Annotated in this window: 14 protein-coding genes; 7 read left to right on the forward strand and 7 right to left on the reverse strand. The window is 64.2% G+C overall.

What is annotated here, in order from left to right; all coding sequences use genetic code 11:
* Window positions 1-18 precede the first annotated feature (18 nt).
* Window positions 19-294 (reverse strand): hypothetical protein, encoded by a 276-nt coding sequence (locus AC24YW_RS00640; protein WP_487480886.1) that lies wholly within the window; start codon window positions 292-294, stop codon window positions 19-21.
* Between the two features lie 254 nt (window positions 295-548).
* Between AC24YW_RS00640 and AC24YW_RS00645 the strand changes: the two genes are divergently transcribed.
* Both AC24YW_RS00645 and AC24YW_RS00650 read left to right on the forward strand, forming a co-directional pair.
* Window positions 549-2,357: a PHA/PHB synthase family protein gene (locus AC24YW_RS00645; protein WP_487480887.1), complete on the forward strand. Its 1,809-nt coding sequence runs from the start codon at window positions 549-551 to the stop codon at window positions 2,355-2,357.
* A 126-nt stretch (window positions 2,358-2,483) separates the two neighbouring features.
* Entirely contained in the window at window positions 2,484-2,882 is a 399-nt protein-coding gene (locus tag AC24YW_RS00650) for an MAPEG family protein (protein WP_487480888.1), read from the forward strand.
* 78 nt (window positions 2,883-2,960) lie between these two features.
* On the opposite strand, the gene argC is transcribed toward AC24YW_RS00650, so the two are convergent.
* Window positions 2,961-3,941, reverse strand: a complete 981-nt coding sequence (gene argC / locus AC24YW_RS00655) for an N-acetyl-gamma-glutamyl-phosphate reductase (RefSeq protein WP_487480889.1) — start codon at window positions 3,939-3,941, stop codon at window positions 2,961-2,963.
* On the reverse strand, window positions 3,938-4,618 hold the full coding sequence (locus AC24YW_RS00660; RefSeq protein ID WP_487480890.1) for an FMN-binding negative transcriptional regulator: 681 nt from the start codon (window positions 4,616-4,618) through the stop codon (window positions 3,938-3,940). Before AC24YW_RS00660 ends, argC begins: the two co-directional genes overlap by 4 nt.
* Window positions 4,619-5,010: 392 nt before the next feature.
* Between AC24YW_RS00660 and AC24YW_RS00665 the strand changes: the two genes are divergently transcribed.
* Window positions 5,011-6,012 carry an MBL fold metallo-hydrolase gene (locus AC24YW_RS00665; protein ID WP_487480891.1) on the forward strand — a complete coding sequence of 334 codons (1,002 nt, stop codon included), beginning with the start codon at window positions 5,011-5,013 and terminating at the stop codon, window positions 6,010-6,012.
* A gap of 56 nt (window positions 6,013-6,068) precedes the next feature.
* Here the strand turns inward: AC24YW_RS00665 and AC24YW_RS00670 are convergent, their stop codons facing one another.
* Window positions 6,069-6,599, reverse strand: a complete 531-nt coding sequence (locus AC24YW_RS00670; RefSeq protein ID WP_487480892.1) for a DedA family protein — start codon at window positions 6,597-6,599, stop codon at window positions 6,069-6,071.
* A gap of 273 nt (window positions 6,600-6,872) precedes the next feature.
* Here AC24YW_RS00670 and parE point away from each other — a divergent pair, with 273 nt between their 5' ends.
* The 4 genes from parE to AC24YW_RS00690 all read left to right on the forward strand — a co-directional run bounded on the left by parE (window position 6,873) and on the right by AC24YW_RS00690 (window position 11,259).
* Entirely contained in the window at window positions 6,873-8,915 is a 2,043-nt protein-coding gene (parE, locus tag AC24YW_RS00675; protein WP_487480893.1) for a DNA topoisomerase IV subunit B, read from the forward strand.
* A gap of 391 nt (window positions 8,916-9,306) precedes the next feature.
* Window positions 9,307-10,092, forward strand: a complete 786-nt coding sequence (locus tag AC24YW_RS00680; protein ID WP_487480894.1) for an outer membrane protein — start codon at window positions 9,307-9,309, stop codon at window positions 10,090-10,092.
* A 189-nt stretch (window positions 10,093-10,281) separates the two neighbouring features.
* Window positions 10,282-10,467, forward strand: coding sequence for a hypothetical protein (locus tag AC24YW_RS00685; protein WP_025036050.1), 186 nt, complete (start codon window positions 10,282-10,284; stop codon window positions 10,465-10,467).
* 21 nt (window positions 10,468-10,488) lie between these two features.
* Complete coding sequence (locus AC24YW_RS00690) at window positions 10,489-11,259, forward strand: SDR family NAD(P)-dependent oxidoreductase (protein WP_487480895.1); 771 nt, start codon at window positions 10,489-10,491, stop codon at window positions 11,257-11,259.
* Window positions 11,260-11,369: 110 nt separating this feature from the next.
* On the opposite strand, the gene AC24YW_RS00695 is transcribed toward AC24YW_RS00690, so the two are convergent.
* From AC24YW_RS00695 to AC24YW_RS00705, 3 genes are all read right to left on the reverse strand, one after another.
* On the reverse strand, window positions 11,370-12,131 hold the full coding sequence (locus tag AC24YW_RS00695) for an outer membrane protein (protein ID WP_487480896.1): 762 nt from the start codon (window positions 12,129-12,131) through the stop codon (window positions 11,370-11,372).
* Window positions 12,132-12,294: 163 nt separating this feature from the next.
* The gene (locus AC24YW_RS00700; RefSeq protein ID WP_487480897.1) at window positions 12,295-13,527 is read right to left on the reverse strand and encodes an FAD-dependent oxidoreductase; all 1,233 of its coding nucleotides are present in this window, start codon (window positions 13,525-13,527) and stop codon (window positions 12,295-12,297) included.
* A 210-nt stretch (window positions 13,528-13,737) separates the two neighbouring features.
* On the reverse strand, window positions 13,738-14,178 hold the full coding sequence (locus AC24YW_RS00705; RefSeq protein ID WP_487480898.1) for a hypothetical protein: 441 nt from the start codon (window positions 14,176-14,178) through the stop codon (window positions 13,738-13,740).
* Window positions 14,179-14,220 lie beyond the last annotated feature (42 nt).

Genomic DNA, 14,220 nt, shown 5'->3' on the forward strand with positions numbered 1-14,220 from the left:
GGTCTCGCGGTCACAGGCCTATTTGGCGTCCTTGGCGGCAGCGGCCTGGCGGTCGCGCGCGGCGGCAAGCTCGGCCTCGATCTTGGCGCGCTGCTCCAACGGGATGATCGCCTGATCGCGATCCGGCGGCAGATCATGCACCGGCAGATAGGTCCCGGGCTCCCTGGCGCGCGGCGGCGCATCCCCGGGCGCCAGATCCGCAAACTGGCTCGAGCACCCGCCCAAGGCGAGTGCCGCGATCAGCACCACGCTGCAGATCGGCAGCGTCTTTTGCAGGTCCCATAACGCCAACACTTGGGAAATCCCCTACTCGTCCCAAAGCACGGCCCCGGGCGAGCTTACCCAAGACCGCGCCCAAGCTCAAACCATTGCTGCCCAAAATGGTGCGAGCGAGAAAACAGCCGATGCCCAACAAGCCGAGCCGTGCGGCCCGATTGTGACGGAACCAAGAAGATTTGGCGCAGTGCAACACATCTTCGAGAGTGTTTAGCGTCAAACATGCGAGCTTCGCGGTGACGAATACGGAATGAATCGTTACTGTTCTGCTTATGAGTATGGCCACCACCGATACGCCGAAATCCGAGACGAAGTTCGATGCCGAGGCCTTCGCGATGAACGTCGCGCGGGCGATGGAGAGCGGGGGCAAGGCGCTCGCCGCCTATCTCAAACCGCGCGAAAGCGGCGAGGTGCAGGATCGCCCGCCGGCCGAGCTTGCCGAGGTCGTCAAGACGTTCACGTCGGTCGCCGAATATTGGCTGTCGGACACCTCCCGCTCGTCCGATCTCCAGACCAAGCTCGCCAAGGACTATCTCGACCTGTGGGGCTCGGCGGTGCGCCGCATGGCCGGTCAGGACGCCGAGCCTGCGATCGCGCCCTCGCCGCGCGACAAGCGCTTTGCCGATCCGGAATGGAAGTCGAACCAGTTCTTCGACTTCGTCATGCAGCTCTATCTGCTCACGACCAAATGGGCGCAGGAGCTGGTGCGCGACGCCGAAGGTCTCGATCCGCACACGCGCCGCAAGGCCGAGTTCTACGTCCAGCAGGTCACCAACGCGCTCTCGCCGTCGAACTTCGTGCTGACCAATCCCGAGGTGCTGCGCGAGACGGTGGCGTCCAGCGGCGAGAACCTCGCGCGCGGCCTGAAGATGCTGGCCGAGGACATCGCCGCCGGCAAGGGCATGCTGAAGATCCGCCAGTCCAACCCGGACAATCTCGTCGTCGGCGTCAACATGGCGACGACGCCGGGCAAGGTGATCTACCAGAACGAGATGATGCAGCTGATCCAGTACTCGCCGACGACGGAGAAGGTGCTGCGCACCCCGCTCCTGATCGTGCCGCCCTGGATCAACAAGTTCTACATCCTCGATCTCAAGCCGGAGAAATCCTACATCAAGTGGTGCGTCGACCAGGGCATCACCGTCTTCGTGATCTCATGGGTCAATCCGGACAAGCGGCTCGGCAACAAGGGCTGGGAAGACTACATGAAGGAAGGCCCGCTCACGGCGATGGACGTGATCGAGAAGGTCACCGGCGAGATGAAGGTGCACACCGCCGGCTATTGCGTCGGCGGCACCATGCTCGCGACCACGCTGGCCTGGCTCGCCGAGAAACGCCGCCAGCGCGTATCGTCCGCGACGTTCTTCGCCGCCCAGGTCGACTTCACCCATGCCGGCGATCTCCTCGTATTCGTCGACGAGGAGCAGGTCGCGGCGATCGAGCAGGACATGAAGACCGCCGGCGTGCTCGAAGGCTCGAAGATGGCCATGGCCTTCAACATGCTGCGCTCCAACGACCTGATCTGGTCCTATGTGGTCAGCAACTATCTGAAGGGCCAGCAGCCGAGCGCGTTCGACCTGTTGCACTGGAACTCCGATGCGACACGAATGACCCAGGCCAACCATTCCTATTACCTGCGCAATTGCTACCTGGAGAACCGGCTCTCCACCGGCACGATGGCGCTCGACAACACCCTGCTCGATCTCTCCAAGGTGAAGGTCCCGGTCTACAATCTCGCCACCCGCGAGGACCACATCGCGCCCGCGGAATCGGTGCTCTACGGCTCGCAGTTCTTCGGCGGCCCGGTGAAATACGTGCTGTCCGGCTCGGGCCACATCGCAGGCGTGGTCAATCCGCCGGCCGCGAACAAGTACCAGTATTGGACCAACGACAACATCAAGAACGTCAGCGTCGCCCAGTGGATGAAGGGCGCCGTGGAGCACAAGGGCTCGTGGTGGCCGGACTGGCGGCAGTGGCTGGGCGAGCTCGATCCCGAGGAAGTCCCGGCGCGGGCGGTCGGCAGCGACGCATTCCCGCCGATCGAGGACGCACCCGGCAGCTATGTCAGAGTTCGCGCGTAGCGGAATCCGGCGCGCTTTCGTATAGACCAATTGTTTGTTTGAGCATGATCTTTTCGGAAAACCGCTGCTCACTTTTCCGGATCATGCTCTGGCCTCAATCCAGCGACGACACAGGGGACCGGCACTATGACACGCGAATTGTTCTGGCTGACACTGACGGTGATCCTGACGGGAGTGCTGTGGATTCCCTACACCATCAACCGCTGCCAGGTTCGCGGCTTGAGCGGTGCCATGGCCAACCCCTCGCGCGGCGACAAGCCGCAGGCGGAATGGGCGAACCGGCTGATGTTCGCGCATGACAACGCGGTCGAGAACCTCATCGTCTTCGCACCGCTGGTGCTGATCCTGAACGCGATCGACTATTCCACGAAATGGACGGTGCTCGCCTGCGCGGTCTATTTCTGGGCCCGTGTCGCGCACACCATCGTCTATGCGCTCGGAATTCCGGTGTTCCGCACCCTCGCCTTCACGGTCGGCTTCCTCGCCCAGGCCGTGCTGGTGCTGGCGATCTTCAGGGTGGTTTAGGTACGAGGGCCCCACCCTCTTGTCTCGTCATTCCGGGGCGCCGGAAGGGCGAACCCGGAATGACGAGCAAGAGTTCTCTCAGTCCGGCAGGCCGAGCATCAGCCGCATGTTCTGCACCGCCGCGCCGGAGGCGCCCTTGCCGAGATTGTCGAGCCGGGCGACCAGCAGCGCCTGGTGATATTTGTCGCTGGCGAAGACGTAGAGCTCGAGCATGTTGGTCTCGTTGAGCGCCTCCGGCTCGAGCCGGCCGCCCTTGCTCGCCTCGTTCTGCAGCGGCATCACCTTGACGTATTTCGAGCCGGCGTAACGCTTTGCCATCGCGGCTTGCAGGTCGGCACCGCCGGGCTTGCCCGGCAGCGTGTCGAGCTGGAGGGGCACCGAGACCAGCATGCCCTGGCGATAATTGCCGACCGAGGGAATGAAGATCGGCCGCCGCGTCAGGTTCGAATAGAGCTGCATCTCCGGAAGATGCTTGTGCTCGAAGCCGAGGCCGTAGAGCTCGAACGACGGCGCGCTGCCGTCCTCGAAGCTTGCGATCATCGACTTGCCACCGCCGGAATAGCCGCTCACCGCGTTGACGGTGACGGGATAGTCAGGCGGCAGCAGGCCGGCATCGACGATCGGCCGCAGCAACGCGATCGCGCCGGTCGGGTAGCAGCCGGGATTGGACACCTTCTTCGCTGCCTTGATCTTGCCGGCCTGGTCCGGCGTCAGCTCCGCAAAGCCGTAAGCCCAATCCGGCGCGACCCGGTAGGCGGTCGAGGCATCCAGCACCTTCGGCGCGTGAGCCCCCATGCTGTCGACCAGGGCAACGGTTTCCTTGGCGGCATCGTCGGGAAGGCAGAGGATGACGAGATCCACCTCTTCCATCAGCGCCTTCTTGGCGGCGGGATCCTTGCGCTTGTCGTCGGGAAGCGTCTTCACGACGACGTCCTTCTGGTGCTTCAGCCGCTCATTGATGCCAAGGCCAGTGGTGCCGGAGCCGCCATCGACGAAGACGGTGGCCGGCTTCTTGGCCGCGCTGCTGGCCGGGGCGTTGGTGGTGTCAGCGAGGCTCATGATGCGCTCCCTTCGAGCATGTTGGTGTCGTCTGCGAAAACTTCTTCTGCGAAGGCTTGCGGCCTTGTCTGCCGCATCAATCGTGAGATCCGCTTGGCATCGGCATCGCCGCCGTCAAGCGCATTCGCGATCGCTGCATAGTCCGCATCGGACTTGTGCTGGTTCAGCTTGAAGCTGCCTTCGACCTCCTCAACGGTCATGACCAGCCCAACGATCCCTTTCTTCATCGTCTCCAGCCGACCCGCCGTCATCTTGCCCGACGTCCAGGGCTGCTTCGGCAGCAGCCAGGCCTCGAACTTGGCGCTGAGCGTCTCGATCTGCTCCGCCAGTTCGTCGTCCGACAACAGCCGCACCGGCCCGCTCAGATGCACCGACTGGTAGAGCCAGGTCGGAACCTGATCCGGCGAAACGTACCAGTCTGGCGATACATAGGCATCCGGGCCGTTGACCGCGAGCAGCCAGGACGCCTCGCCGGCCGCCAGCTTTAGCAGCGGATTGTGACGGGCGAGATGAAAGGCGGCCTGCGGCGTGCCGTCCGCGGCATAGGTCAAATAGAACGGCAACGGCGAGGCGATCGGCTTCCTGCCGTCGAAGGCGCACATCGTGCCGAAGCCGCGGTCCTCGGCGAATTTCAGGCTCGCGGCGCGGTCCTGCTTGAAAAAGGGTGGCGTGTACATCGTGGTCTCCTGCTGGGCCTCCCAAGGGAGCCGCCGGATCAGATCGCGCTGACAGGAGAGAGGATGCCGCGGATCGGGTCCAGCGGCAAAGACGATGATCTCAAACGCGATCGACCGCCCAAACCGCTAAGCTGCGGCGGCGGCGACGGGCGAACAGAATGGTCGCGGCGTTGATCATGGCGCGCGGCTATAATGCCAGCAGGTCCCAGGGTCAAGAGCAAATCGGTTGAGTGGGACGGCAGGATGCCGCACGCGCCATGGCAGGATGCGCACAGATGTCATCGTGCCGCCGTGGAATTTCCACTAGCAATGGGGGTTTTCGAGAACGACCGGCGAGAAACAACCTACTCCGCCGGATCCGAGCCGTTCGCACCCAGCCTCAGGAAATCACCATGACCGAGATTACTCGCCGCGCAACGCTAGCCGGCGCCGCCGCATCGGCGCTCCTGCCTTTCGTGAAGATTTCGCCCGCGAGCGCCGCCGCGCCGCTGGCCGAGAAACAGAATGCGAGCTTCTATCGCTACAATGTCGGGACCCACCAGGTCACGGTGGTCTGCGACGGCGTTTCAACCGTCAATCTGACCGACAATTACGCCGCCGGCGCCAGCAGGGACGACATCAACAAAGTGTTCGCCGAGCACCACCTGCCGGCCGACAAGGTCACCCACACCTTCAACCCGGTCGTGGTCAACACCGGACCCAAGCTCGTCGTCATCGACACCGGCCTCGGCCCCGACCAGTTCACCCAGACGAAGGGCAAGGTCGGCCAATTCCAGAACAATCTCGCCGCCGCCGGTATCGACCGCGCGGCGGTCGATACCGTCATCATCTCCCATTTCCATGGCGACCACATCAACGGCCTGCTGGCAGCCGAGAACAAGCCGGCCTTCCCCAATGCCGAGATCATGGTGCCGGCGGCGGAATGGAAGTTCTGGATGGACGACGGCGAGATGAGCAAGGGGATGGGCAATCCGATCCTCGAGAACAATTTCAAGAACATCCGCCGCGTGTTCGATGCCTTGGGCCGCAAGGTCACGCAATATGAAGCCGGCAAGGAAGTCGCGCCCGGAATCACCTCGGTGGCGAGCCCCGGCCACACGCCGGGCCACAATTCCTTCATCGTCGCCTCCGGCGCCGAGAAGGTGCTGGTGCAGGTGGACATCACCGCGGGCGCAGCGTTCCTGTTCGTGAAACATCCCGAATGGAACATCGCATCCGATGTCGACAAACCGCTGGCCCAGCAGACGCGCCGCAAGCTCTATGACATGGCGATCGCCGAGAAGATGCCGATCCAGGCCTTCCACGCCGCCTTCCCCGGTCTTGTCCGGGTCGAGAAGGAAAAGGACGGCTCCGGCTATCGCTGGATCCCCGCGATCTGGAACGCATCGCTCTAGGCTTGAGCTGTAGGCTTGGCCTGACGCCCTGACCGGGCGGGCGGCCGGTTGCCCGGTCAGATCACCCGCCAGATCCATTCCATGATCTTGGCAAGCACGTCGCCGAACAGCAGGAGCACGGCCGACCAGATCAGCGCCGAGACGAAATTGGCCGCCTGGAAGCTCCAGTAAGGCATCTCGAAGATGCCGGCCGCGAGCGGCACGGAGGCGCGCAACGGGCCGAAGAAGCGGCCGATGAAGATGCTGGGGATGCCCCAGCTGCGCACGAAGGCCTCGCCTCTGGGGAGCAGGTTGGGATAGCGCGAGAGCGGCCACATCTCGGCGACCTTCTCCTTGTAGCGGTAGCCGAACCAGTAGGAGACCCAGTCGCCCAGCGCAGCGCCGAGGCCGCCGGCGATCCAGACCGGAAAAAAGTCGATGCCGCTGGCCCCGATCAGCGCACCGATCGCCACCAGCGCGCCCCAGGCCGGGACCAGCAGCGAGATGAAGGCGAGCGACTCTCCGAACGCCAGGAGGAATACTATCGGCGCCGCCCAAGCCTGGTGAACGCGCACGAAGTCAGCGAGGGCGTGCGCAAACTGCTCCATCCAAAATAGCCTTCCCGCCCCGTCTCAAGGTGCTGCTCGATGAAAAGGACTGGTAAGCCAAGGACTTGTGTGACATCAAGTCACAAAACCCGACATCACCAGGCCGGAGCGTCAAATTGCCGGGAAATGGCGAGGCTGCGGCGTAAAATCGCCCGGATTGCCTCCCAACCCACAGCGCCCGACCCGCCCTACGGTAACCTTTCCTAGTCAGAAGTGGCATAGTCGGCCTAACCGATTCGCTGCCTCTGCGGCCCTCAAAACGCATCAAGATATATGTCCAAACAGTTGAAGCCAAAAGCAAAAGACGATTTTTTCGGCGGTGACGAACCGAAGCCCCGCGCCGCCGTCAAGGCAGCGCCGCGCAGTGGTGGGGAAGCCGATTACACGGCAGCCGACATCGAGGTGCTCGAAGGGCTGGAACCGGTGCGGCGCCGGCCGGGCATGTATATCGGCGGCACCGACGAGAAGGCGCTGCATCATCTGTTCGCCGAAGTCATCGACAACTCGATGGACGAGGCGCTGGCTGGGCATGCGACCTTCATCGGAGTCGAGCTGAGCGCGGATGGCTTCCTGACCGTCACCGACAACGGCCGCGGCATCCCGATCGATCCGCATCCGAAATTCCCGAAGAAGTCGGCGCTCGAAGTCATCATGTGCACGCTGCATTCGGGCGGCAAGTTCGACAGCAAGGTGTACGAGACCTCCGGCGGCCTGCACGGCGTCGGCATCTCCGTGGTGAACGCCCTCTCCTCGCGTCTCGAGGTCGAGGTCGCGCGCAGCCAGAAGCTCTACCGCATGACCTTCGAGCGCGGTCACCCGAAGGGCAAGCTCGAGGACCTCGGCAAGGTCAACAATCGCCGCGGCACGCGCGTGCGCTTCAAGCCCGACACCGACATCTTCGGGCAAAAAGCCGCATTCAAGCCGCAGCGCCTGTTCAAGATGACGCGCTCGAAGGCCTACCTGTTCGGCGGCGTCGAGATCCGCTGGAACTGCGCGCCCGAGCTGCTCAAAGGCGTCGAGGACGTGCCGGCGGAAGCGACGTTCCACTTCCCGGGCGGGCTCAAGGACTATCTCGCTGCCGCGATCCACGCCGATACGCTGGTCCATCCGGACATCTTCTCCGGCAAATCGGGGCGCAACGGCGCGCACGGCGCCTGCGAATGGGCGGTGGCCTGGACCGCGGACGCCGACGGCTTCCTCTCCTCCTACACCAACACCGTGCCGACGCCCGACGGCGGCACCCACGAATCCGGCCTGCGCAGCGCGCTGCTGCGCGGCCTGAAGGATCACGCCGAGCGCGTCGGCCAGGGCAAGCGCGCCGCCTCCGTCACCTCGGAAGACGTGATGGTGGGCGCGGCCGTGATGCTTTCGGTGTTCGTGCGCGAGCCCGAATTCCAGGGCCAGACCAAGGATCGCCTCGCCACCGCCGAAGCGCAGCGCATCGTCGAGCAGGCGATGAAGGACCCGTTCGACCATTGGCTGTCGGGCAATCCGAACATGGCCAACCGGCTGCTCGACTTCGTCATCGACCGCGCCGAGGAGCGGCTGCGGCGACGGCAGGAGAAGGAGACCGCGCGCAAGACCGCAGGCAAGAAGCTGCGCCTGCCTGGCAAGCTCGCCGACTGCACCGATGCCGGCACCGAGGGCTCGGAGCTGTTCATCGTCGAGGGTGACTCGGCCGGCGGCAGCGCCAAGCAGGCGCGCGACCGCAAGACGCAAGCCGTACTGCCCTTGCGCGGAAAAATCCTCAACGTCGCTTCCGCCGGCAAGGACAAGCTGACGGCGAATGCCCAGCTCTCCGACCTCGTGCAGGCGATCGGCTGCGGCACGCTCGCGCAATATCGCGAGGAGGATCTGCGCTACCAGCGCATCATCATCATGACCGACGCCGACGTCGACGGCGCCCACATCGCCTCGCTCCTGATCACCTTCTTTTACCGCCAGATGCCGCGGCTGATCGACGAGGGACATCTCTTCCTCGCGGTGCCGCCGCTCTACAAGCTGACCCACGGCTCCAAGTCGGTCTACGCCCGCGACGACGCCCACAAGGAGGCGCTGCTCAAGAGCGCGTTCAATGCCAACGCCAAGGTCGAGGTGAACCGCTTCAAAGGTCTCGGCGAGATGATGCCGGCGCAGCTCAAGGAGACCACCATGGACCCGGCCAAGCGGACGCTGCTCAAGGTGGTGCTGTTGGCCGACGACCGCGACACCACGGCGGATTCGGTCGAGCGGCTGATGGGCACCAAGGCCGAGGCGCGCTTTGCCTTCATCTCGGACAAGGCCGAGTTTGCCAGCGACGAGCTGCTGGACGTTTGAGGCGGCAACCAAACCGGCCCTACGCCACCACGGCCCCGGCCCAAAGCCGGGGCCGTGTCTTTGGGGCAGCGCGCGCCTGGATTCGTCTCGCGGCGACTCGGCCAGCGACTCAACGGGTACCGCGGCGGAGGCAGAATTGCCTCCATTTCGGACAAAGCCGAATTTGCTAACGAAACGTTACCAAAAACCAAGCCGCCAGATTTTGACCAACACATTGAAATCTCAGCAGTATTACGAATCTCAGCGACACCGCCGCAAATACCCCCGCACCGGCGTTTTCCGGCGACTGTGCCTGTCCGGCAACAGCATTTCGGCGAGAACCGTCTATAGTTCGGGCATCAGATGACACGGACTTCAGTGCGCTCGCGCCGACAAGGTTTGGGGATTTAAAATGAAGAAGACATTGCTCGCTCTGACCGCGATCGCGGCGATGACCGGCTCGGCCTCGGCGGCCGACCTGGGCGCCCGTCCCTACGCGAAGGCCCCGATGCCGGCGCCCGTCGCCAACTGGACCGGCTTCTACGCCTTCGGCGGCGGCGGCGGCGGTCTCTCCAACGCTGACCAGCAGATTGTCAGCACCGCCACGGGTACCCCGCTGACGATCACTCAGCGTCAGGGCGGTTCCGGCTGGTTTGGTACGGTCGGCGCTGGTTACGACTGGCAGTTCAGCGGAACCTGGGTTGCCGGTGTGTTCGGCGACGCTCAGTTCGGCAGCATCCGCTCCACCATCCAGGATCCGCTCCTCGGCATCACTGGCAGCCAGAAGCTGGAAACCTCTTGGGCCGCAGGCGTGCGCCTCGGCTGGCTGGTCGCCCCGAACGTTCTCTCTTACGTCAACGGCGGCTACTCCGGTGCCCACTTCGGCCGCACCAACTTCACGACGCTGGGCGGTACCCCCGTCGGTCTCCACCTCGACGGCTACGATCGCCACGGCTGGTTCGTCGGCGGCGGCGTCGAGAACAGCCTGAACATCTTCGGCATCACCTCGCCCGGCTGGTTCATGAAGACCGAGTATCGTTCGGCCTTCTACAATGCCAAGACGCAAAATGAGATCGTCGATGCCACCGGCCTGCCGACGGGCGTGAACAGCGTCCGCGCCAACAGCTGGAACCAGACGATCTCGACCTCGCTGGTCTACCGCTTCAACTGGACCGGTCCGGTCGTCGCGAAGTACTGATCTGATCTCACGATCAAGCGTCAAAGCCCCGGCATCGCCGGGGCTTTTTCGTTTTGGGCGCAGCGTTCTTGCAGCCACGACCCATTGTATCGGCACCGGAGCTACGGCTAGTCTGGCGCCAAGTTTTTCGTGGCTGCGGCAATCGTGATGCCGTGGAGCGCGACAGAAGCGGACCGATGGGAGGAAGGCATGCGCAGATTTCTGCTGGTGGCAGGCCTGTTTGCAACCGCTCTCGGGCTGCTCTGGATCGGACAGGGCACGGGCACGGTTCCGTGGCCGCGATCGAGCTTCATGGTCAACCAGCTGCAATGGGCCGGCTATGGCGCAGCCATGGCCGGCTTCGGGCTGGTGCTGATCTGGCAGAGCAACCAATAGAAGAAACCAGGGAATCCAAGCATGACATCCAGCCGGTTCGATCTCCGCGGCAAGGTCGCGATCGTCACGGGAGGTAATGGCGGCATCGGGCTCGGCATGGCGCGCGGCCTCGCCGATGCCGGCGCCGATATCGCCGTGGTCGGACGCAACGAGACCAAGTCCGCCGCCGCCGTGACCGATCTCAGGCAGCGCGGCGTGAAGGCGATCGCTGTTCCCACCGACGTGACCGACAAGGCGGCGGTCGCAGCCATGATCGACCGCGTCGTCAAGGAGCTCGGCCGCATCGACGTCCTCGTCAACAATGCCGGCATGAGTATCCGCAAGCCGCCGCACGAGCTCGAGCTCGACGAGTGGAACAAGGTGATCGATACCAACCTCACCAGCGCCTTCGTGTGCTCGAAGCTGGCCTACCCCGCGCTGAAGGCGTCCGGCAACGGCAAGGTGATCAACATCGGCTCGATGATGTCGATCTTCGGCGCGAGCTTCGCGACCGCCTATGCGGCCAGCAAGGGCGGCATCGTGCAGTACACCCGCGCCTGCGCCAATGCCTGGGCGCCCGACAACATCCAGGTGAACGCCATCCTGCCGGGCTGGATCGACACCGATCTCACCCGCGGAGCGCGGCAGCAGGTCTCGGGGCTGCACGAGCGCGTGCTGGCGCGCACGCCCGCAGGGCGCTGGGGCGACATCGACGACTTCGCCGGCATCGCCGTGTTCCTGGCCTCGCCCGCGTCGAACTTCGTCACGGGCACGGCGATCCCGGTCGACGGCGGATTCTCGGTGATGGCCTGAGGCCGGCCGGCCTGCGATCCATCAACGCAAAAAGAAGCCCCGGACAACGCCGGGGCTTTTGAATTGAGACAGTGCTTTTCTTGATCGTTGGTCGCGTTGCGTCGACGTGCTCAGTAGCGGGCGATGGTGGGGGCGTCGAACTTGTAGCTCGCGCGCACCACGGCCCACTGAATGTCGCGCGGCTTGGTGTCGAAGGTGTAATTGCCCGCTGTGCCGCCGAGCTGATAGGTCTGGCTGACGAAGGCAGCGTAATTGTATTCGAGGCCAACGATCCAGTTGCGGGTGACGCCGTATTCCCAGCCGGCGCCGACGGTCCAGCCGTTGTGCCAGTGCGTTTGTCCACCCGTACCGGCCACAACCGGATCGGTAACCGAGAGCCGGTTGTTGACGCCGGCATAGCCACCCTTGATGTAGAACAGGTTGTTCTGCACGGCGAAGCCGGCACGGCCGACGACCGTCGCGAGCACATTGGCACGCCAGGAGAACACGTCGTTCGCCGGCGGGAACGCGGTGTTGACGAACGAGCCCTTGTTGTCGAGACCCGAGATCGTGCCCTCCACGCCGAACACATAGTTGTTGGCTTGCCAGTTGTAGCCGATCTGGGCGCCGCCCATGACGCCCGCATTGCGCTGGCGATAACCTTCTCCCGGCAGCAGATCGCCGAACGCCGCGCCGGTGCCGTTGTTGATGAACTGCTGGTTGGTCCATGCGCCACCAATGTGGCCGCCGACATAGAAGCCGGTCCAGTTGAACAGCGGCTCGGCATAAGCGGGCGCCTTCGTGTAGCGCGCACCGAGATCGGCGGCGGAGGCCGCACCGGTCGAAACCAGAGCCGTCGTGCAGGCGAAGGCGGCAATCAACTTATTACGCATGGTACACCCCGTGTCCTTGGATGGGCGCACGGTCACATCAGGCTCTTACTAAAATTGAAATCAACACGGTTAACGGGACGGCTGGGCACACACCGCGCCGTGAATCCGGTGGCGTTGTTGCAAGCGTGCAACGCGTCGCGCGCGAATTCACGTAGCGTTATCCCTACCGAAGTCCTGCGCTAGGATTGCGTGCGGCGCGCGAATGCACGTGCTCGGGCCGCACGCCGAGCGCGAGCAGGCGCGCCGGAATGCCCTGCAGCCATGGCAGCGCGGTGATGAGGCGCACGACCAGCGGCACCTTCAGCGGCCGATCGCCGCCCTGCAAGGCGCCGCTGATGATGTTGTTCTGGACCACCACCTGCATCGCTTGCGTCATCTTCACCGGGAACTCGCGACGGCGGCGCACCGCATCGAGCTCGTGCTCGGACGGGCAGCCATGCTGCAGCTTGTCCGCCAGCAGGTTCGCGGTCGCGACCGCATCCTGCACGGCGAGATTGACGCCGACGCCGCCGATCGGCGACATCGCATGCGCGGCGTCGCCGATGCACAACAGGCCCGGCTGCGTCCAGCGCGTCAAGCGGTTGATCGCGACGGTGAGCAGCTTGACGTCGTCGAAGCTCTTCACCTCACGGATGCCGGAGCGAAGGATCGGCGCCATGCGCACGACGTCGTCGAGCAGCGCCGAAAGTCCCCTCGCCTTCACCGCATCGTACTGCCCCTTGGCGATGACATAGGCGCATTGCCAATAATCGCCGCGGTCGAAGGTGATCATCATCCTGCCGGGCTCGACCCGCGCGAACACGTTCTCGGTCTCGTCGGGTCGGCGGCCGGCGCGGAACCAGAGCACGTCCATCGGCGCGCCGATCTCCTCGACGCCAAGGCCGGCGCGTTCGCGCACCGTCGAATGCCGGCCGTCGCAGGCAATGGTGAGATCGGCTTCGATGTCGATGATGCCGTCAGGCGTCTTCGCCCGCACGCCGGCGATCGCCTCGCCGCGGCGGATCAGATCGATCGCCTCGGTGTTCATCATCACCTCGAGCGAGGTAAAGCGCCGGCCTGCCTCGCGCAGGAAATTCAAGAAGTCCCATTGCGGCATGAAGGCGATGAAGGGGTATTTGGTGCGGAGCCGGCTGAGATCGGCAATGCGCACCGGCGTGCCGCCGAACAGGCCGTCCATCTTTTGCAGGCGCTGGTGCGGCAGCTTCAGGAAGCCGTCGATCAGGCCGAGCTCATCCATCACTTCAAGCGTCGAGGGATGCACGGTGTCGCCGCGGAAGTCGCGGAAAAAATCCGCATGCTTCTCCAGTACCACGACGTCGATGCCGGCTCGTCCCAGCAGGTAGCCGAGCATCATGCCGGCAGGTCCGCCGCCGACGATGCAGCAGCGGACTTTCATGCGCCTCGCAGGTTGTTGGTCGGGTGTCACTGCAGACGAGATCCGCGAGGTGAGTATCGATGAAGAGATGTCCGCCGATACTAGCGCGATTCAGGTCAAAGACAGTCCTAATTATGCAGGGCGCAGGTGGATCAATGCCATTCGGAGCAGCAGACCGGCGTCAAATGAAAGGCCCGTTTCGTGCGAGCCTTCCGTGACAATCGCGTTCGACTATTTCTGATCCTCGCTGCTCGTCCCGGACCCCGGACTGCCGATCGGCACCCCATTCGGAGCGCGCCCGGCACCCATGTTTCGCTCGGCCTGAGCTGCCGTGGGCGACTTGCCGGCGGCAGTCGGCGCCTGAACGTTGGGATTGGTCGGGCTGTTATTGGTGTTGATGTTGGCGCCTGTGGTGGTGCCCTGCGTTCCCATGCCAGAGGGAGCCGACGGCCCGGAATTGGCACTGCTGGATGACGTCCCCATTCCGGCACCCGATGAGGCCGCAGATCCGCCGCTGGCTCCGCCGGTCCCCGTGCCTGCCGCGGCACCGGCACCCGCGCCACCACCACCGCCTCCGCCACCACCGCCTCCGCCACCACCGCCTCCTTGAGCAAGGACGGCCGTCGAAAGCGCAGCACAAGCGATCGTGACGAGGATGGATTTACGGATCATGGATCGTCTCCCTGGTTTGGCAGACAATCCAGTCCGGCAGGG

The organism is Bradyrhizobium sp. USDA3516, assembly GCF_057651995.1.